This window comes from Microvirga soli (assembly GCF_016734765.1).
Classification (GTDB): domain Bacteria; phylum Pseudomonadota; class Alphaproteobacteria; order Rhizobiales; family Beijerinckiaceae; genus Microvirga; species Microvirga soli.
This window is the reverse complement of the sequence record NZ_JAERQE010000002.1, coordinates 292,066-311,527: the sequence shown is the minus strand read 5'-3', so window position 1 is coordinate 311,527 and position 19,462 is coordinate 292,066. Positions and strand designations below refer to the sequence as shown.

Annotated in this window: 19 protein-coding genes; 7 read left to right on the top strand and 12 right to left on the bottom strand. The window is 61.2% G+C overall.

Annotation, left to right across the window (positions count from 1 at the left end; genetic code table 11):
• Nucleotides 1–10: 10 nt before the first annotated feature.
• Nucleotides 11–1,189 carry a glycosyltransferase family 87 protein gene (locus JKL45_RS03265; protein WP_201859670.1) on the bottom strand — a complete coding sequence of 393 codons (1,179 nt, stop codon included), beginning with the start codon at nucleotides 1,187–1,189 and terminating at the stop codon, nucleotides 11–13.
• Nucleotides 1,190–1,401: 212 nt separating this feature from the next.
• On the opposite strand from JKL45_RS03265, the gene JKL45_RS03260 reads away from it, so the two are divergent.
• Complete coding sequence (locus JKL45_RS03260; RefSeq protein WP_201859669.1) at nucleotides 1,402–2,592, top strand: YihY/virulence factor BrkB family protein; 1,191 nt, start codon at nucleotides 1,402–1,404, stop codon at nucleotides 2,590–2,592.
• A gap of 204 nt (nucleotides 2,593–2,796) precedes the next feature.
• On the opposite strand, the gene JKL45_RS03255 is transcribed toward JKL45_RS03260, so the two are convergent.
• From JKL45_RS03255 to JKL45_RS03225, 7 genes are all read right to left on the bottom strand, one after another.
• Nucleotides 2,797–3,831, bottom strand: a complete 1,035-nt coding sequence (locus tag JKL45_RS03255) for a UDP-glucuronic acid decarboxylase family protein (protein WP_201859668.1) — start codon at nucleotides 3,829–3,831, stop codon at nucleotides 2,797–2,799.
• Nucleotides 3,832–3,942: 111 nt separating this feature from the next.
• Nucleotides 3,943–5,052, bottom strand: a complete 1,110-nt coding sequence (locus JKL45_RS03250) for a CgeB family protein (protein WP_201859667.1) — start codon at nucleotides 5,050–5,052, stop codon at nucleotides 3,943–3,945.
• On the bottom strand, nucleotides 5,049–6,143 hold the full coding sequence (locus JKL45_RS03245; RefSeq protein ID WP_201859666.1) for a CgeB family protein: 1,095 nt from the start codon (nucleotides 6,141–6,143) through the stop codon (nucleotides 5,049–5,051). Before JKL45_RS03245 ends, JKL45_RS03250 begins: the two co-directional genes overlap by 4 nt.
• Entirely contained in the window at nucleotides 6,140–7,252 is a 1,113-nt protein-coding gene (locus JKL45_RS03240) for a CgeB family protein (RefSeq protein ID WP_201859665.1), read from the bottom strand. The genes JKL45_RS03245 and JKL45_RS03240 overlap by 4 nt, the downstream gene beginning before the upstream one ends.
• Nucleotides 7,249–8,382 (bottom strand): glycosyltransferase family 4 protein, encoded by a 1,134-nt coding sequence (locus JKL45_RS03235; protein WP_201859664.1) that lies wholly within the window; start codon nucleotides 8,380–8,382, stop codon nucleotides 7,249–7,251. The genes JKL45_RS03240 and JKL45_RS03235 overlap by 4 nt, the downstream gene beginning before the upstream one ends.
• A gap of 42 nt (nucleotides 8,383–8,424) precedes the next feature.
• Nucleotides 8,425–9,540, bottom strand: a complete 1,116-nt coding sequence (locus tag JKL45_RS03230; RefSeq protein ID WP_201859663.1) for an SDR family NAD(P)-dependent oxidoreductase — start codon at nucleotides 9,538–9,540, stop codon at nucleotides 8,425–8,427.
• Entirely contained in the window at nucleotides 9,537–10,649 is a 1,113-nt protein-coding gene (locus tag JKL45_RS03225) for an NAD-dependent epimerase/dehydratase family protein (protein ID WP_201859662.1), read from the bottom strand. Before JKL45_RS03225 ends, JKL45_RS03230 begins: the two co-directional genes overlap by 4 nt.
• A 402-nt stretch (nucleotides 10,650–11,051) precedes the next feature.
• On the opposite strand from JKL45_RS03225, the gene JKL45_RS03220 reads away from it, so the two are divergent.
• From JKL45_RS03220 to JKL45_RS03195, 6 genes are read left to right on the top strand one after another with little or no spacing between them, the layout of a single operon-like run.
• Nucleotides 11,052–12,134, top strand: a complete 1,083-nt coding sequence (locus JKL45_RS03220; RefSeq protein WP_201859661.1) for an inositol-3-phosphate synthase — start codon at nucleotides 11,052–11,054, stop codon at nucleotides 12,132–12,134.
• Nucleotides 12,135–12,146: 12 nt separating this feature from the next.
• Nucleotides 12,147–12,746 carry a histidine phosphatase family protein gene (locus tag JKL45_RS03215; RefSeq protein ID WP_201859660.1) on the top strand — a complete coding sequence of 200 codons (600 nt, stop codon included), beginning with the start codon at nucleotides 12,147–12,149 and terminating at the stop codon, nucleotides 12,744–12,746.
• Nucleotides 12,743–13,852 carry a CgeB family protein gene (locus tag JKL45_RS03210; RefSeq protein ID WP_201859659.1) on the top strand — a complete coding sequence of 370 codons (1,110 nt, stop codon included), beginning with the start codon at nucleotides 12,743–12,745 and terminating at the stop codon, nucleotides 13,850–13,852. Before JKL45_RS03215 ends, JKL45_RS03210 begins: the two co-directional genes overlap by 4 nt.
• 2 nt (nucleotides 13,853–13,854) lie before the next feature.
• Nucleotides 13,855–14,667, top strand: coding sequence for a sugar phosphate nucleotidyltransferase (locus JKL45_RS03205; protein ID WP_201859658.1), 813 nt, complete (start codon nucleotides 13,855–13,857; stop codon nucleotides 14,665–14,667).
• An 8-nt stretch (nucleotides 14,668–14,675) separates the two neighbouring features.
• A complete protein-coding gene (locus JKL45_RS03200; protein WP_201859657.1) occupies nucleotides 14,676–15,449 on the top strand; it encodes a TIGR04290 family methyltransferase in 774 nt (257 codons plus the stop codon).
• Nucleotides 15,446–16,375: a glycoside hydrolase 5 family protein gene (locus JKL45_RS03195; protein ID WP_201859656.1), complete on the top strand. Its 930-nt coding sequence runs from the start codon at nucleotides 15,446–15,448 to the stop codon at nucleotides 16,373–16,375. The genes JKL45_RS03200 and JKL45_RS03195 overlap by 4 nt, the downstream gene beginning before the upstream one ends.
• An 85-nt stretch (nucleotides 16,376–16,460) precedes the next feature.
• On the opposite strand, the gene JKL45_RS03190 is transcribed toward JKL45_RS03195, so the two are convergent.
• The 4 genes from JKL45_RS03190 to JKL45_RS03175 all read right to left on the bottom strand — a co-directional run bounded on the left by JKL45_RS03190 (nucleotide 16,461) and on the right by JKL45_RS03175 (nucleotide 19,421).
• Entirely contained in the window at nucleotides 16,461–17,489 is a 1,029-nt protein-coding gene (locus JKL45_RS03190) for a Gfo/Idh/MocA family protein (RefSeq protein ID WP_201859655.1), read from the bottom strand.
• Complete coding sequence (locus tag JKL45_RS03185) at nucleotides 17,489–18,442, bottom strand: MDR/zinc-dependent alcohol dehydrogenase-like family protein (protein WP_201859790.1); 954 nt, start codon at nucleotides 18,440–18,442, stop codon at nucleotides 17,489–17,491. The genes JKL45_RS03190 and JKL45_RS03185 overlap by 1 nt, the downstream gene beginning before the upstream one ends.
• 156 nt (nucleotides 18,443–18,598) lie before the next feature.
• Nucleotides 18,599–18,889, bottom strand: coding sequence for a DUF8829 domain-containing protein (locus tag JKL45_RS03180; protein ID WP_201859654.1), 291 nt, complete (start codon nucleotides 18,887–18,889; stop codon nucleotides 18,599–18,601).
• Nucleotides 18,890–18,959: 70 nt separating this feature from the next.
• Nucleotides 18,960–19,421 (bottom strand): hypothetical protein, encoded by a 462-nt coding sequence (locus JKL45_RS03175; RefSeq protein WP_201859653.1) that lies wholly within the window; start codon nucleotides 19,419–19,421, stop codon nucleotides 18,960–18,962.
• Nucleotides 19,422–19,462 lie beyond the last annotated feature (41 nt).

Here is a 19,462-nt window from a genome sequence, read left to right as displayed (position 1 = left end):
AATCGCATCCTCAAGAGGCAGTTGACCTGTATTGGCGCTCAGGCAACGGCATCGCGGACGATTTCCGGCCATCGCCCTGCCTGATGCGACGCCACTCCTCAGCGATGAGAATGACGAGGCACAGCACCAGTGCCCAGCCATAGACGGAACCGATGGTCAGCTGAAGCCAAGCCGGCTTTCCCAGTTGATCGATGATGAAGGGGACCGGGATGATGAGCAGCAGGGCGACGACCCGCATGGCCAATCGGTTCCAATGCATCACGACCACGGGGAGCAGGAACAGCGTGTAATGAATCCAGCCGAGCGGCGAAGCAAGAATTGAGGCCAGGAGTGCCATGGCGCTGACCGTGAGAACATCGGGCCGTCGCCACAAAGCCCAGACCGCCAACCCCAGCAGGAGAAGAATGCCGATCACCAGACCGAACGACGGGATGCCGGCCCGCGCGGCAAGTCCAGCAAAGGATCCGTTCGTGAGAAAGAGAGCACGGCCTCCGTCTGCAGCGACGAGCTCGAACCATTGGCGGTAAACATCGGGCCCATAGATCACCAGCGGGATCAAGCTGATGGCGCCGGCCGTGACGAAGGCAGCAAGCGCAGACCGATGCTGCCCCGAGAGAAGCAGAAGCACCGGCCAGACCAGAAAGTTCGGTTTCATGGCCACGATGATGCCGATGAGAAGACCAGCCCAAAAGCCCTCTCCTCGCTCAAGCAGTAGCCACGCTGCAACGCCTGCGAGAACCAGCGGCAGATAGATCTGCCCGAGAAAGAGCGTGTCCCAGAATCCGGCCATCGCAAAAGCCCATATGGCGATGACCAATGCCTCAACACGATTGCTGCCCCGGCTGACGAGAAGAAGGATCGCCGCCGCATAGATAGCCACCGAGATCCAGCGCCAGACCTGATATGTCACATAAGGATCTGCCACATCGAAGGCCTGGAACAAAAGCGCCGAGATAGGCGGATTGAGATTAGGATTCCACGATTCGAACCCCGGCAACTCCACGCGAAGAGTCAGCGGGTAAATCCCATACGGATTGAGCCCTTCGCTTGCTGCGCGGCCGGATGCCACGAAGGATCCAAAATCCCACAAGCCGGGCTCATGGATGATGCGGGGAAACTCGGCGCGGATCGCCAGGAGAGCCGCGATGACAATGAGGAGGCCTGTGACCCAGCGCGCCACTCGCGTCATTGCTGCTCCTTAAAGTCAAGGTTGAAGGACTCATCCTGGGTTGTAGTGCAGCCCTGTTCGAAACATACCCTTGCAGGATCAAGTGCGAAACTTTGCAGACGTTATCCTGTGCGACGGAGACAACCATTTGGAACCGCTGCCTAATTTGCGCGGTTTACGGTTGAGCCAAAGCCGTTCCGGCTGGCAACCGACAAGTGAGGCTGTGTCTGACTATGGCGAATAATCCGGCTGTCCAGCAACCTGGAACGCAGCAAACCTCCTCGGCCGCCACAACCATGTGGGCTGTGGTGCTCGGGTGGGCCCTCATAAGGCTTGTGGCATCCGGGGAACGCCGGCCCGTTCCGGCTACAGCTGGGAGTCCAGCACGGCGCCCTCAGCAGCGAGGAGCAAGTCAAACTCAGGATAGAGATACGGGTTTTTCAGAGAAACAGCATGCCCCGCCACATGCCGCCAATGAGAAGGGCCGCGGGCGCAGCGCGGACACGCCCACTGAAATTCCATCCAAGGGATGGAAAGACATCTTGTGGCGCACCTATGAGGAATTCGGCAAGGATCGGGTGATGTCCGTTGCCGCCGGCGTGACCTATTATGCTCTTCTCGCCATCTTCCCAGCTATCGCCGCCTTGGTCTCGCTCTATGGTCTTTTCGCCGACCCCGTGTCGTTGCAGGATCACCTCAACACCCTGTCAGGCGTCCTTCCCAGCGGCGCCCTCGACATTATCCGCGAACAGGTCACGCGAATTGCCTCGCAAGGTGGCGGGACCTTGGGTTTCAGCTTTATCATAGGCCTGGTGCTCTCGCTCTGGAGCGCGAACGCCGGTATGAAGGCCGTCTTTGATGCCCTCAACATTGTCTATGACGAGGAGGAGAAGAGGAGCTTCGTCAAGCTGAACATCATGTCCCTTTCATTCACCTTAGGGGCCATTCTTTTCATCATTCTCGCTGTCACTGGCATCATCGTCCTTCCGATCCTTCTGGATTTTATCGGCCTAGGCAGAAGCCTTGAGTGGCTGCTGTCGCTGGCGCGCTGGCCGGTCCTGCTGCTTATCGTCGTGTTCGGGCTGTCGCTAGTCTATCGCTACGGCCCGAGCCGCGACAAGGCAGAGTGGAAATGGGTCACGCCGGGCGGCATCATCGCTGCCGTTCTCTGGCTTGCGGTGTCGATGCTGTTTTCATGGTATGTGGCGAATTTCGGCAGCTACAACGAAACCTACGGCTCGCTCGGAGCGGTAATCGGCTTCATGACATGGATCTGGATCTCATCGATCGTCGTCCTGCTCGGCGCAGAGATCAACGCCGAGATGGAGCACCAGACAGCCAAGGACACAACGGAAGGCACCCATCAGCCCATGGGAACTCGTGGCGCGCAGATGGCAGATACGATCGGCGTCGCGAAGAGCTGATCTGCCAGACATAGTTGGCAAAAGGCGCTCCTCGGGGCGCCTTTTTTCTTTGCGCTCTGTTGATTGGGAGCCGTCCTGCAATCACCATCACGACTTCCACAAGACTCTTAAGAAAGGCAAAGCGGAATAGCACAAAGAATGCGCCGACAGACTGTCAGCGCACTGATGCAACTCATCATAAGAGAATGAGAGAGTAACCGGTCCTTAGAGCTGCCCCGCCGTGGCCGTACTCTCCAGGGCAGATGATGTCCGGCTGGATTTCCCGTCGTGAGCCGCCTCGTCGGAGAACCACGCGATCGTAGACTTCAAGCCAGCTTCAAGAGAAGTACGTGGAGACCAGCCGAGGAGTTGCTTGGCGCGTGTGATGTCGGGGCGGCGGCGGCGCGGATCATCGATGGGTAAAGGCCGGGTAACGACGCGGGAGGAGGAGCCCGTCATCGCCAGAACCTTCTCGGCAAGATCGCCAACGGTCAGTTCAACCGGATTGCCGAGGTTAACCGCGCCCGGGAATGTATCTTCATAAGCCATGAGCCGGAGAAATCCGTCGACGAGATCCGACACGTAGCAGAACGAGCGCGTCTGGCTTCCGTCCCCATAGATCGTGATGTCCTCGCCGGCCAGCGCCTGGCAGATCACGTTCGAGACGACGCGGCCGTCATCGGCACGCATGCGGGGGCCGTAGGTGTTGAAGATCCGCGCAACCCGGACATCAGCACGACCGGAACGGTCGAAGTCGAAGGTCAGGGTTTCGGCGGCCCGCTTGCCTTCGTCGTAGCAAGCGCGAGGACCTGTGGGATTGACATTACCCCAATAGCTCTCGGTCTGTGGGTGAACTTCGGGATCGCCGTAGATCTCGCTCGTGGATGCAAGGAAGAAGCGAGCCCTGATCTCCTCTGCGAATGTCAGAAGATTGTGCGTGCCGACGACGCTCGTGAGCATCGTGTGCTCGGGGTCGGCCTGATAATGAGGCGGCGAGGCCGCGCAGGCGAGATTGTAGATCTCGTCGAACTTGACCCGCTTGGAGCGCAACCGTGCCGGCAGTGGCTTGATGATATCGCTGTCGATCAAATCGAAACGTGGCTCGCGCTCCAGATGAGGTAAATTCTGCTTCCGGCCTGTCTGAAAATTGTCAATCGCAACCACGTGAGCGCCTTCGCTCAAAAGAGCATCGCAGAGGTGGGATCCTAAAAACCCGGCGCCACCCGCAACGAGGACGTGCTTGTCTTTGCCATTCTTCATGCGAACGCTCCTTCACAAATCGGCAGCAGAGATCCCGAGGTAAAAACTTGTCCGGTCCAACGTTGAAGCTTGGCACCGGTTCGATGCCGGCTTCCGAATTTGTTCACCAAGTCAGGCCCTGACATGCAAGGCGAGAGAAGAATTCCTGACCATGCGGTGCATCGCTTCCATAAAATCATGCTCCATGGACGCCGCGCGGTGAGCTGCCGTATGCTCAGCCAAAATTCGCTTTTGCGCCGAAGCGCCCATGGCCTTCCGTCGGGTCTCAGGCCATGCATCGATCACCTCGAGAACATCCTGCGACGTCTCGGCAAGGATGATGTCCCGCCCCGGCTCGAGCAAGGTCTCGATCCCATCCCAGATGTCGGAAATGATGGGCGTCCCACAGGCCGCCGCCTCGAAGAGGCGAACGCTCGGGCTGTATCCCGCGCGGATCATGTCAGCTCGGGTCACATTGAGCGTGTAGCGGCTCTGGGCATAGAAAACCGGATGCTCGCCGGGAGGGACATGGTCGATGCGCTCCACATTCGACGGCCAGTCGATATCGTCCGGGTATTGCGGGCCCGCCACCACGAAGCGCAGGTGCGGCGCACGGCGCGCCGGCTCGATCAGAAGACGCTCAAGGGTGGGCTGCCGGTCAGGGCTGTAGGTACCGAGATAGCTGAGATCCCACCGCTTTTCGTGATCGAGCGCGGGATAAGCCTTAGGATCAACGGAACAATAGAGCGCCCGAGCCGCCGGCGAGCCGTAATGCTCCATAAGATAATCGAGAGTGGGACCACCTGTGAAGGAGAAGTAAACGTCGTAATCGCGGATGAGAGCGGGGGTGAGATATTCGTAATCGCCCCGCTCCAGTTTCGCGAGCGTCACCGGCGTATCGATGTCGTAGAACGCCACCACGCCTTTGGCCGTCTGCTGCACCCATTGCCCGACAGCGACACCCTCGGGCACGTAGGAACCGACTATGACCGCATCCGCTCCGGCGATCGTGTCGCGGTAGCGCCTGAGATCGTCCAGGCTCGAGTAAAACTCAAGCCGGCAGAAATCAGGATCCTTCAGATCGCGATGAGAGGCGTACCAGGGCACGTCCCGCTCAAGAAACAGGATATTATGCCCCCGTGATGCAAAGGCTTTTAGTAGTGCGCGGAAGGTCGTCGCATGGCCGTTCCCCCACGACGAGGACAGGCTCAGGCCCAGAACGACGACGCGAAGCTTGCTCACGCCACGCTCCTTTCACGCTTCAGGGATGCCTCCTCGCGGAGGATCTCGTCCACTTCCGCGCCGCGACGGGTATAGGTGTGCTCGGCCATGATCCGCGCCCGTGCGGCATCGCCGATGGCGCGGGCACGCTCGAGTGTCAGCGCCTCGACATGATCGGCCACGTCCTTGCCATCGCGGGCGACGAGCACCTCCTCACCTTCCTTCAGGAAAAGCTCAAGGCCAACCCAGGCATCGGTGATCAGGCACGCGCCGGCGCCGGCCGCTTCGAAGACACGGGTGGCAGGCGAATAGCCTGTTGTGGCCATCGAGTCCCGGGCGATGTTGAGCACCGCCAGTGGGCTTGTGTTGAAGGCATTGTGATCGCGTGTATAGACATGGCCGATATGGCGCACGTTCGATGGCATGCCCTTCGTTTCCCAGCCGTTGCCGCCGATGAGGAAGCTCCGGTTCGGCAGGCGGGCGGCGGGCTCCAGGAAGAATTGCTCCACGCGGGCTTCGCGGTCAGGCAAGCGGTTGCCGAGGAAGGAGAGATCCGCCTTGAAACGCCCGTCTGCCGGCACTGGATGGTGGGTCGATGGATCACAGGCATTGTAGACCGGGATGCAGCGTCGGGCGCCAAAGCCTTCATAGGCTGCGATCACCGGTGGGCCTCCGCCATAGGTGAGCACCAGATCGAGCGCCGGCATAGTGCGATGGATCGGATGATCCGGGCTTTCCCGCAGTTCGGCGAGGGTTGCCGGGGCATCCACGTCCCAGAAGATGCGGATGGCGTCCGAACGTGATGCGGCCACCACTCCTTCGAGCAGTTCGTGGTCGAACACACCGACGCCGGAAGCCTTCACCACCACGTCGGCTTTCGCGGCTTCAGCCACCACGCCGCGCATGGCCTCCTCGGTAGCCGGATAGACCTTCACCTCGGCCCATTCCGGCGGCTCGATGTCACGATGCTTCTGGCGGTCGAAGGCATCGGGCTCGTAGAAAGTGATGCTGTAGCCACGGCGGGCGAGATCGCTCAGCAATCCGCGATAATAGGTGGCGGCGCCGTTCCAGTAGGAGGAGAGAAGACTGGAGCCATAAAAGGCGATTTTCATGCGGACATCTCCATCGGCGCTCCGGCACCGTGAGTGGCGAGGATGGCAAGAAGCTGTTCGGCCCTGTGGGTGCACGAATGGCGGCTGCGAATGGCATTGAGGCCGTTCTCCACCAATGAGCGACGCAGGTCGGCATCGTTGCCGACCGCTTTGAGATGGCGCTCCATTTCAGCCTCGTCCCGCGCGACGAGATAATCCGCTCCCGGATTGAACAGGCCTTCCGAGTCGCTCCAAGGCGCGGAGATCAGCGGGATGCCGCAAGCCAGGGCCTCGAACACGCGGATGGTGGGGATGCCCGGCAGCATGTCGACATAGAAGCGGCGAGGCACATGCACCGTTGCCAGATGACGGGCAAACACTTCAGGAGCGCGTGCATTGGGCAGCCAGCCGCGATAGGTGACACCATAGCGGGCCAGCGTTTCAAGCGCATGTTCGGGATAGCGGACCCCATAGATATCCAGCGAGAGACCGACGGTCTGCGCCGGACGGAAAAGGAAACTTTCCAGTTCGGTGTTGCGCTCGTCGTCGCCCCAATTGCCGATCCAGACGAGACCTTTGCGCTCAGTCTCTTCGGCCGGTGGATGAAAGAGACGTGTATCGGCAGCCTCATGCCAGACATGGACGCGCTCACCCCAGCCCCAACGGCGGTAGACCTCCGCAAGGGTCTCGCCAAAGGCGAGAACGCCGTCATAGCCGTCGAGATCGAACTGGCGGATGGCATTGGGGTCGCTGACCGCCCGGTGGTGCGTGTCATGGAAGAGAAGCGTGAACCGGCCGCCCTTCCTGCGCACCTTGCCGATGGCAGCAATCAGCCAAGGATCGTTCCATTCGTGGACGATCACCACATCAGCGTCAGCAAGGGTCTCGTCCAGATTGAGCTCAGGATCGAAAACGGTTGACGAAAGCTCGGGATAGAGACTGTGGTAGGCATCTAGCCCTGTCCCGCCATGATCCTTCAGCAGGTTCTCAAGACTCCATGCATCCCTGGGCTCATAGGCCGCCACCTCATGGCCGCGATGAACGAGATCGCGCAGCACGCCGCGCAGGAAATGCGCGTTGCCATGGTTCCAGCAGGAGGCAAGGGAATGGGTGAAATAAACAAACTTCATGCGGCAGCGCCCTCAAGAGAGGATTCGTGCTGTGTGCCGGCAAGCACGGATCGATAAACTCTCAGCACACCTTCAGTCATGGCCTCAACGGAATAGGATTCAGCCCGCTTTCTGGCTGCACGTCCCAAAGCAGCCCGCGCGTCCGGGTCCTGCACCAATCGTTCAATCGCTGCGGCGGCTTCACTCTCATCCCTTGGATCGACGAACAACGCCGCACCCTCCCAGAGTTCGCGGAAGGTCGGGATATCGGTGAGGACAAGCGCGCAGCCAGCCTGGGCCGCCTCCAAGACGGCGAGACCGAAGGGCTCATAGAGGGCCGTCGATAAGAAGATCGGCTGCTTGCCGAGATACCGAGCGACATCGTCATCGCTCAAGCGACCGAGAGGCTCGGCATGATGTGCTTCGATCCGTACACCATTCGGCCCCTGCAGCGGACCAGCGGCAAGCACCGGGACCGAGAGGCGCGCAGCGACGCGATCAATGGCTGCAAAATTCTTTCCTTCGTCCCAAAGGCGTCCTGCTGTGAAAACGAAAGTCCTGTCCTGAGGCCGCGTTTGGCCCTGCAAGTCACGCCTTCCGTTTCTCACAACGGCAGGAGCCTGCGCGAGCCCATAGATCTCAGCCGTTGCCTGAGCGAATGCCAGAGTGGGCGCCATGAGCCTGCTGGCAGCAGCATAGCCTCGCCTGACAAGATCCGTGCGCCACAGGAAGTCTTTCGGCAGCGGCCCATCCTTGACCGCCTGCCACCAGGTTGCGACACAGGAATGGCAGACTGCTACGACCGGAACATCGAACGGCGCGTCGGCTGCCAATGCAGGCGTGTTGAGATGAACGAGATCCGGCCGGACCTGCGCTGCGAGGCGCGCGACGGCATGACTGGCTTCTTTCACCTCAGCCTGATTGGATGCGGTCCAATCGAGGGGAAGGCCCGTTACGACAACCTCCGCGCCAGCCGCTTCTGCCATGGCCCGCTGATCCATCGATGGTGCAGGACCCAGCACCGCGATGGTCGTTCTGACACCATGCGCCCGCAGGCCGGCGGCAAGGTCGAGGGCATATTGCCAAACCCCGCCGACTGCATCGGCCGTCATGAGCACATGCAGGGCACCTGCGGCCTCAAGCGCGGACATTGCAGCCCTCGGCGATGTGCAAGTTGGCCCCGAGGAACACCCTCATGACAGGGCCCCGGCGGTCTGCAGGCGAGATGCTGATCCCGACGGAGCAAGCCCCCTCTCCGCCTGCAGCCAGTTCGCCAGAGCGGCAACGCCCTTGAGCCATGAGGTTGGCGGCTTCAAGCCGAGTTCCCGCGTCACGAGCCGGGTATCGGACACGTAGTAGCGTTGATCGCCAGCGCGCCAGTCGGAATAGATGGTCTGGACCGGGCGGCCGATCACGTCCTCGATATGGGTAATGAGCTGGCGCAGGCTGATAGCGTTCGTCGGTCCTCCACCCAGATTGAAGGCCCGGCCTTGAGCGGCTTCGATCCGGTTCCATGCAGCCACGTAGGCATCGACTGCATCGGAGATGTTGAGCACGTCGCGGACTTGGCAGCCATCACCATAGATCGTGATGGGCTCACCCTCGAGAGCACGGATCAGGAAGTGAGCAACCCAGCCCTGGTCCTCTGTACCCATCTGCCGCTGCCCGTAAATGCAGCTCATGCGCATGACGCAGGTGGGAAGGCCAAAGGAGCGGGCATAGTCCAGAACATACTGATCGGCCGCACCCTTGGAGCAGCCGTAGGGAGTATGAAAGTCGAGCGGCCGCGCTTCCCCAACCCCGAAATCACCGATAGCGGGATCGCGGGGCCTGTAGGCATTGTTCGTCTGCTCGAGTTCCACATCTGCAAGATCGCCATAGACCTTGTTGGTGGACGCGAAAATCAGCGGCACCCGCTCGTTGCGTTGCCGGAGCGCATCGAGCAGGTTCAGGGTGCCACGGATATTGATCTCGAAATCTTCGCGCGGATCGACAAGACTCGTCGTAACGGCAACCTGCGCCGCCATATGGAACACGGCCTGCGCCTCACCCGCGGCATCGGCCACAGCCGTCTCGTCGCGAATGTCGCCGATGATGGCCGAGATCTTGCTCGGATGCCGCTTCTTCAACCATTCCAGGTTGCGATCGACGCCAGGACGCGCGAGGGCGTCATAGACCAGAACATCATGACCTTCGCTTGCGAAGCGGTCGGCGAGATTGGAACCGATGAAGCCCGCACCGCCGGTGACCAGAACAGGCCTCCGACGAAGGGCGGCAGGGGCACCGGCATGAGTGTCGGATGTCTTCATGCCACCAAGCCTCTCGCCTCAAGCTCCTTGCGGGCTTCCTGCACGAGATCCTTGGCTTCCTGCTTGGCGACCCAATCGGCGAGTTCCGCCAAGCCCTCAGAAAAGTCTTTCTTCGGCTTGTAGCCGAGTTCTTCCTGGATCTTCGTGATGTCGGCGATGCAATGGCGGATGTCGCCGATGCGCGCTTTGCCGGCAATTTCGGGCGCCATGGGCCGGTTCATGGCCTGGGACAGCAATTCTGCAACCTCGGACACGGTGCGATCCTGGCCGCTGCCCACATTGTAGACGCCGCCCGGGGCCTTCTCGTGCTCGAGCGCCAGGACGAAAGCCTGCGCCACGTCCTCGACATGCACGAAGTCGCGGCGCTGCTGCCCGTCCTCGAAGATCATCGGCGGCTGGCCATTGTGGAGCCGCGAGGCGAAGATCGCGAGGACACCGGTGTAGGGATTAGACAAGGCCTGTCCGGGGCCATAGGCATTCCAGAGCCTGAGAGCCACACCCTCCATGCCGTAAGCCGGGCAGAGGGTGAGCGTCAGCCGTTCCTGGACATATTTGGACAGAGCATAGACGGATGCCAATGCCGGCTTCTTCCATTCCGGAGTCGGGACCGGAATGAGGGGACGCCCCTGCTCATCGAGGGGATCCCAGGGATCGTTCTCGCTCGCGCGGGGCGTGCGCACAACATCCTCGCGGATCCGCCCTTCCGCGTCCTTGTAGAGACCCTCACCATAGATGCTCATGGACGAGGCGACGACCACGCGCTTGACAGGATTGTCGATGAGTTGCTGAAACAATACCGCCGTGCCGTAATCGTTCACGGAAACATAGCGGTCGACGGCGTACATGCTCTGACCCACACCGACCTCCGCGGCAAGGTGGACAACCTTGGTAGCCCCCTTCAGCGCCTTCAGGACTGCAGTCTCGTCACGCACATCGCCAACGACCACATCGACTTCGGGATCGAGCCCGTCGGCCTGAGTCTTGTCGCCGTGAACCTGCTCGATCAGGCTGTCGAGCACCCGAACCCGATGGCCGCGCTGTAAGCAGGCGCGCGCAACATAACGCCCGATAAAACCCGCACCGCCGGTGATGAGGATGGTATCCGTCACGAGATATCTCCAGACTGGTTTCTGGTCTAAGTACCGATGGATAAAGCACGAAGCGTCACTCCATTTCCGGTTTGGAAATGTGACGCGGGGAATGCATGCATTCCTATCGAAAATATATCACGCAGATTTCGGATGCTTTCCGCCTTGCGAATCTCATCCCAAACTTAAGGTTACCTTTCGGAAACAAACCAACATCATCTTTGTTCCTGAGCTGTTTTATTACTTTGGGCGGCGAATAGACAAGACAAGAGTCACAAGGCCCGCAATCCGAGCGGAACAACAAACGTTCTTCAACCGTTGGAAGCCAAGCTTAAGAGAGAGCCGAGGCTTGATGTCTGCGGCCCCCGGGCATGCGTTCGCCTGGGAAGAAGCGTTCTTCCGTCAGCACAAGGGAGATGGATCATGAATACGGGAAAGGTCCGTGTCGGGATCGTGGGCGTCGGCAACTGTGCCTCGTCCTTCGTGCAAGGCCTTTCCTATTACAAGGATGCGAAGGGCAACGAGCCCGTGCCGGGTCTGATGAATGTGGAGATCGGCGGATATCATATCAGCGATGTCGAAGTTTCCGCTGCCTTCGACGTGAACGCCTCGAAAATCGGCCGTGATGTCTCCGAGGCGATCTTCGCTACGCCCAACAACACGCAGCGTTTCTCTGCCGTTCCGGAGAGCGGCATCATCGTCCATCGCGGCAAGACCCTGGATGGGCTCGGCAAGTATCTGCGCGAGGAGATCAAGGAGTCGGATCAGGACGAGGCCGACGTCACGGAGATCCTGCGCCAGTCCAAGACGGACGTCCTGGTCTCCTATCTGCCCGTAGGGTCCCAAAAGGCGACGGAATGGTATGCCGAGCGGGCGTTGGAGGCGGGCTGTGCCTTCGTCAACTGCATTCCGGTTTTCATCGCGTCCAATCCGGAATGGCGCAAGCGCTTCGAGGAGCGCAATCTTCCCATCATCGGCGACGATATCAAAAGCCAAGTCGGCGCCACCATCGTGCATCGCGTGCTGGCCAATCTCTTCCGCGAGCGTGGCGTGCGGCTCGACCGGACCTATCAGCTCAATTTCGGCGGCAATACCGACTTCCAGAACATGCTTGAACGGGAGCGGCTCGAATCCAAGAAGATCTCGAAGACGCAGGCCGTTTCAAGCCAGCTCGACATCCCCTTGCCCGCCAGCGACATCCATGTCGGCCCGAGCGATCACGTGCCGTGGCTCACGGACCGCAAATGGGCCTATATCCGCCTGGAGGGCACCACGTTCGGCGGCGTGCCGCTGAACATGGAGGTGAAGCTCGAAGTCTGGGACTCGCCCAACTCCGCCGGCATCGTGATCGATGCGGTGCGCTGCGCGAAGCTCGCCATGGATCGCAAGATCGGCGGAGCGCTGACGGGTCCCTCCAGCTATTTCATGAAGTCGCCGCCGCAGCAGTTCACCGACAACGAGGCCCGCGATAGAACCATCCGCTTCATCGACGGCGATGAAGAATAGGGGCTCCAAAACGTGACCACCACGTTCTATCTTGTGCGCCATGCGGCCCACGACAGGGTCGGCACCGTCTTGTGCGGGCGCATGCCGGGCGTGCACCTTGGCACGCTCGGAAAGGCTCAGGCTGAACGCCTGGCGGAGCGCTTCGCTACTGAGACCATAGCCAGCATTCACACAAGCCCTCTTGAGCGGGCCGTCGAGACTTCCGAGCCTATCGCGACCCGCCTTGGACAGCCGCTTGAAATCTGCGAAGGCATCGCTGAGATCGATTTTGGAGCGTGGTCCGGCACGAGCTTCGAGGCTCTGGCACAGGATCCCCGCTGGTCGGTATGGAACAATGCCCGCAGCAACAGCCGTCCGCCCTACGGGGAGACCATGCTTGAAGCGCAGGCGCGGATCGTGGCCGTCCTGGAGAAGTTGCGCAGCCGCTATCCGGATCGCTCCGTGATCCTTGTCAGCCACAGTGACGTGATTAAAGCCGCCCTGCTCTACCATCTCGGCCTGCCGCTCGACGCCTATGGGCGCTTCGACATCGAGCCTGCCTCCATCAGCACCCTCGTGGTCGGCGACTGGGGATCCAAAGTGCTGCGCCTGAACGAGGTGGTGGCCGCATGAAGATCGTCATTTTCGGTCTCACAATATCCTCGTCCTGGGGCAATGGCCACGCGACGCTCTGGCGAGGTCTCATCCGTGCCCTTGCGAAACGCGGGCACACGGTCGTGTTCTTCGAAAAGGATGCGCCCTACTACGCCGCCAACCGGGACCTCTTCGAGATTCCAGGCGGCGATCTCGTCCTCTACCAGCAATGGGATGACATCCGTCGACGGGCCGAGACCGAACTGGGCGATGCGGATGTGGCAATCGCGACCTCCTACTGCCCGGACGGCATCCCGGCGAGCGAACTCCTGCTCAACGCGCCGCTTCCGCTACATGTGTTCTATGATCTCGACACGCCGGTTACCTTCTCGCGCCTGGAGGCAGGTGAGCCCATCACCTATATCGGCTCACGAGGCCTGCGCGACTTCGACCTGGCGCTCAGCTACACAGGCGGTCGTGCCCTCGACAGGCTTCAGTCGGAGCTTGGAGCCCGCCGTGTAGCGCCGCTTTACGGGCATGTGGATCCCGACGTACACCATCCGGTGCAGCCGGCAGATCACTATGTCTCGGATCTTTCGTATCTCGGCACCTTTGCGGCGGATCGACAGTCCGCCCTGCAGCGCCTGTTCATCGATCCTGCGGGCTTGCGTCCGAGACACCACTTCCTGATCGGAGGCGCGCAATACCCTGCCGACTTTCCCTGGCAGCCTAACATCTCTTTCGTCCGGCATTTGCCGCCGTCCGAGCATCCCGCCTTCTTCTCGTCCTCGCGTCTGACGCTCAACATCACCCGGCAGGCCATGGCGGAGATGGGATGGTGCCCTTCGGGACGCCTGTTCGAGGCCGCGGCCTGCGGGACACCCATCCTGTCGGACAACTGGGAGGGCCTTGACAGCTTCTTCGAACCTGGCCAGGAAATTCTCATCGCGGAGACAAGCGAAGACTCCGTCAGCGCCCTCGATCTCACGGATGCCGAGTTGAAGCGGATCGCCAGGGCCGGTCGCGAGCGGGTGCTTGCGAACCATACCTCGGAGCATCGGGCGCGCGAGCTTGAGATCCTGCTGGAGGACGCCAGTTCTATCCCGTCATCAACCGGCGGCTCTGCCGCCATGATGGAGGCTTGACCATGTGGGGGATCATTCCCGCAGCGGGGATCGGCAGCCGCATCCAGCCGCTGGCCTTCTCGAAGGAGCTTCTCCCGGTGGGCAGCCGGCTCGACGATGGGGTAGAGCGTCCCTGCGCGGTCAGCGAGTACCTGGTCGAGCGCATGATCCATGGCGGTGCCAACAAGATCTGCTTCGTGATCTCGCCCGGCAAGTCCGACATCATGGAGTATTACGGCGCAAGCTATGGCACCGCCTCCATCGCCTATGTGGTCCAGCCGCAGGCGAGTGGCCTGTGCGACGCCATCTTCCAGGCGGCCCCTCTGATCCCTGCCGATGAGAGCGTGATTGTCGGCCTGCCGGACACGGTCTGGTTTCCCGAGAAAGCCCTTGCGGAGCTGCCGGAAGACAAACTTTCGTTCCTGCTTTTCCCAGTCGACAACCCGCAGGTCTTCGATGCTGTCGTCCTGGATGAGACCATGCGCGTGCAGGAGATTCAGGTGAAGCGGGAGGATGCAACCTCAAGCTGGATCTGGGGCGCCTTCAAGATGCCGGGCCATGTGCTCGTAGCGCTGCGCCAGCTCTGGCTCTCCCGCATCCGTGAGGATGAATATTTCGGCACTCTGGTGAACGCCTATCTCGCCCAAGGAGGCGAGGCCCTCGGGATAAAGGCCGGCATATCCTATGTCGATGTCGGGACGCTGCACGGCTACCGGTCGGCCATCGGCTTGCTGAGCGAAGCGGCCCAGCAGGAGAACGTCACAGGCGCCCGGGTGGCCCTGGGCTGGCCCGCCGGTCGGCTGCCGCGTGGACTGCATGATTTGAACAGGGAGTAGACTCCACGATGAACGCATTTGACCCGATGCCACCGGAAGAAATCCGCCGGAGAGCCGATGCACTTGGCCCCTGGTTTCACAATATCGAGCTCAAAGGCGGCGTCTGGACTGCGCCCGACCATTTCCTCGGCAACTACCCTGCCGTGAAATGGGAACAATTCGCCGATGCGATCCCGCAGGACCTCACCGGCAAAAGCGTGCTCGATATCGGCTGCAATGGCGGTTTCTACTCCATGGAGATGAAGAAGCGCGGCGCGGAGCGTGTGCTGGGCGTTGATTTCGACGATGCGTATCTGGCTCAGGCCCGTTTCGCCGCTCAAACGATGGGCTATGACATCGAGTTCCAAAAGCTTTCGGTCTACGACCTGGGACAGCTTGGCGAGAAGTTCGACGTAGTGCTCTTCATGGGCGTTCTCTACCACCTGCGCCACCCTCTTCTTGCCCTCGACCTCATTCACGAACACGTCGCCAAGAATCTCCTCGTGTTTCAGTCGATGCAGCGCGGCTCGTCAGACACCATGCCGGTCGATGAGAACTACACTTTCTGGCAAACAGACCATTTCGACGATCCGCGTTACCCCAAAATGCACTTCATCGAGCACCGCTATGCCGATGATCCGACCAACTGGTGGGCGCCGAACTCGGCCTGCGTGGAAGCCATGCTTCGCAGCGCCGGGTTCGAGATCGTCCAGCACCCGGAAACCGAAGTTTACATCTGTCGCCGTGTCGATGCCCCGTCTGGCGCGGGCGCTGTCTACCCGGCTCAAGGGAGACCCGCATGATCGAAGCCGCAATGATCTGGAACGAGCCGAACAACAAGTCCCACTGGGATCCGGAGATCGATCCGGATTGGAAGCTCTTCTCCGACATGGTGATTGCCGCCGGTCAAGCGATCAAGACCGAGAATCCCAACCTTCCCCGTGTGCTCGGCGGCATCTCCCCCATCGATCCCGGCTTCATCAAGAAGCTAGAAGCCCATGGCGCCCTCGAACATCTCGACGTTGTTGCCGTGCACGGCTTCCCGCTCGACTGGAACCTGTGGCAGATCCATGAGTGGCCATCAAAAATCGATGAGATCCGGGCTGTCACCGACAAGCCTATCTGGGTCAGCGAGGTCGGCATCTCGACCTTCGGGGCCGAAGAAGTGCAGGTGTGGGGTCTGAACAGAACCGCAGAGCTTCTCATCGGCAAGGTACCGAAGATCCACTGGTACAGCCTTTACGACCTGCCCCGTGCCTGGGAAGCAACCACGCGGCACCGGGAAGCGGAAGGATCCTCCTACTTCCGCCATTTCTACATGGGCCTTTTGCGCGAAGATGGCACCCCAAAGCCTGCTCTTGAGGAATATGCGAAATGCGCTTCCCAAATGGGTTTGTGTCAGTGGTTCCATTATGAGGATCACCGCCTCGACGACGCGGTGACGTGGATGAAGCGGCTGGGCGTGAAGTATCTGCGCACAGGCCTGTCCTGGGCCGACAGCTTCCGGCCCAATGCCATGGATTGGTTCGACCGGCAGATGGAGGCGCTCGCCGATTTCGACGTGACGGTGACCTTCTGCTTCACCCCCGAGCATCGCGGAATTGCGCCGCATCACACCAGCGCTCCTCAGGTGAAGGAAGAGTTCGCGGAGTTCTGCGCCACCATGATCCGGCGCTATGCACCCTCGAGCCAGTCGACGCAGGCCAGCAAGGTTCTGGAAGTGCTCTGAACCTGACTACTGAATGACTTACGAAAAGAGGCGGCTGAACCGGGTTCAGCCGCCTCTTTCAATTGGGCTTTCTGCATGCCGATTCTTATCGTCTGTAAATTCGGTCCAGCACGCGCGCGACATCGACCAGGTGATCCGCCGCAGGGTCGAAGCGCTCGCCTGCCGCCAACCGCGAGGCCCAGTCGGCCGCCGCTCGGCCGCCCCATTCGTCGGGCGGTGTCGTCAGCGTCTCGCTTGAGGTGCCCCAGTAGCGCTCCGCGGTGAAATCGTAGAACGAGCCGTTCACGTTGCGCAGCGATACGCCGCCCTGCGTGCCGTAAAAGGTGGCGGAAATCACGGCCTCACGTCCTGCCTGCAATCGCCAGGAGCAGGCGAGTTGCACCACCGCGCCGGTTTCCAGCTCCACGGTCGCGACCGCATAATCCTCGACCTGCGTCGCGGTATCTTTGAGCGGCGCACCGCCCGTGAAGAGCTTGCCCGTGACGCTGGCGACGCCAGGATTGTTCAAGCCCCACAGCGCCAGATCGACGAGGTGGACGCCGAGATCCATCACGCAGCCACCGCCGGAGAGAGCCGGATCGTAGAACCATGGCTTGTCCGGGCCGTAGGCGTTGTGGAACACCAGGTCTACGGCGTAGATATGCCCCAGCTCTCCCGAGGCAATGATCTCGCGGATGCGACGCATGCCTTCCGTGAAGCGGTAGGAGAGATCGACGCAGAGCAGTCGATCTGCCTTTCGGGCGGCCTCGACCACCGCCTGCACCTCCGAGACGGTACGGCCGAGCGGCTTCTGGCAGAACACCGCAACCCCGCGCTCCAGCGCGCGGATCGACTGCTCCGCATGCATGGCGCTGGGCGTTGCGATCACCACGCCATCCACGCCGTGATCCAGGATCTCGTCGAGCGTCGAGACGAGCTTCGCATCCGGCCCCAGCTTGGCCGCCTCCGAAGCCATCTCCGGTGAAGCATCCGCAATGGCCACTGCATCCACCGCTCCCGCACCGAGGATAGCCTGCATGCGGTGCCGGCCAATCCAGCCGACACCGAGGAACCCGATACAGGGGCGGGCCAGCGACGTTTCGGATTGTTCTTTGAGGGAGGCCTGCGGCGCCATCAGTAGGTCACCAGAGCTTTGAGGAAGCCGTCCGGCCGGTCGCGGGTGGCATTGAGCGCTTCGCCCAGCCGATCCAGAGGATAGGTGTGTGTATAGAGGGAGCTTGGATCGATCCGGCCCGATGAGATGGCGCCCACCGCCTCGCGAAGGCCCTGCATGTAGATATTCGGGTCGCGCTCATGGGCGTTGATCACATCGATGCCGCGCCAGTTCCACAGCCACATATTGACCTGGCGCGGACCGTCCTGATGGTAGCCGGCGACAATCAGCTTGCCGCGCTCGCGAGTCAGTTCACCGGCGAGGTCCAGCGGCCATTGCTTGCCGACAGCCTCAATGACGCGGTCGCAGAACATGCCGCCCGTCAGTTCCTTCACCTTCCCAATGATCCCGTTGTGATCATCCATCGGGATCGTCTCGGCCGCACCCATACGGCGGGCGAGATCGAGCGAGAACGGCCGGCGTGAAATCGCAATCACGCGAGCGCCAGCGTCCGTTGCCAGCTTTGTCAGGATGGCACCGAGAAAGCCGATGCCAATGATGGCGATGGTCTGCCCGTCCTCGATCTCGCTGCGGCGAAAGATGTTCATGGCGCAGCCGAGCGGCTCGCCGGGAAAAGGCTGCCCTGCAAGCGCCTCAGGCAGCCGCATCACGGCTCCTGCATCGGCGAGGTCGTACTCGGCATAGGACCTGTAGGAGAGCGCCGCAACGCGATCACCGATCGACAGATTCTCGACACCCTCGCCAAGGGCATCCACGAAGCCCCAGGCTTCATGTCCGAGGGCACCCGGTTCGGTAGGATACTGCATCCATTCGGGCCCGGCCCAGGGGGTGAGATTAGAGGCGCAGACGCCGCACCCTTCCAGGCGCAGGCGGACCTGACCAGGACCGGGCTCCGGGCGCGCCACTTGGCGCACCTCGATTTGCCCAGGTCCCGTGAGAATGGCAGCGCGCATGGTTTGTGCCGCTTCGGCTGACCCGTCAGTCCTGTGTGCGAGAGTGGAAATATCGCTGCTCGTGCCGTTTTCGTTCAGCAAGGGTGTCCCTCCACCATGATGCTCGGGCAACTAGGAACCGGGGAGGAGACTTCAAGGCTTGGCTTTATGCCCCTATCAAGGGGCGTTTTCGGAGTTCTTCTCGGCAACGTAGTCCCTGCGTGCCGCGCTGTCGGGCTCCACGCCTCTCTCGGTGCACCAGCGGGCGAAAGCCTCAGGCTCGATCATGATGCGCGTGACGTGAAGGCCGGCCTGTCTGCCGACGGATTCATTGTTCTCGGCAGCCGCGAGCCAGCTCTCATAGGTGGAGGCGAGATTGTGCCGGTCGGCCATCATTTCGCGGACACGGGGGTAATCCTCAGGTCGGTACCACGGCAGCCCGATGCGACGCGCCGGCTCATTCGACATTCCCATTGCCCCTACATCGACCAGCCATCGAGCCCTCGTGCCCTGAGAGGGCTCGACGCTGCAGGTTTCTTCAGCTCAGCAGATAGAGCACAGCGGGCGCTGCAGTCAGCAACCCGGCTGCCGTCAATAACGTGAGCCGATGATCAGGGTTCGCGATGCGATGAACTTTTCGGGCGGTCGTTCCGGCCTCCATGCTCCAGCCGTTCATGCAGGAGCAGAGAAGACGGTGAGAGGCTCCCTCGGACAACTCGAAGAACTCCATGGCGTCCCCGAGCGTATCGCCCTTCAAGCCGGCTGCCCGAAGGATCGGATCCTCGAAGGCGACCGTGATCGGCGACTCATCCGACCGCAATTGCGGCCGCTTGTCCTTCGGGACGAACTCGATCTCTCCCAGAGACCTCAAGCGCCGCTTCGGTTGGCGCTCCAGCACCTCCGCCCAACGCTCAAGGCGCTCGCGGCGGGACAGGAAACCTTGGTTGAACTCATGCACCTCAGCGACGCTACGCAGCTTCTCTACAGGCTTGTGTTCCATAGGTATTCTCCTGCAAGGGAGCCGACCCTGAAAAATCAGGG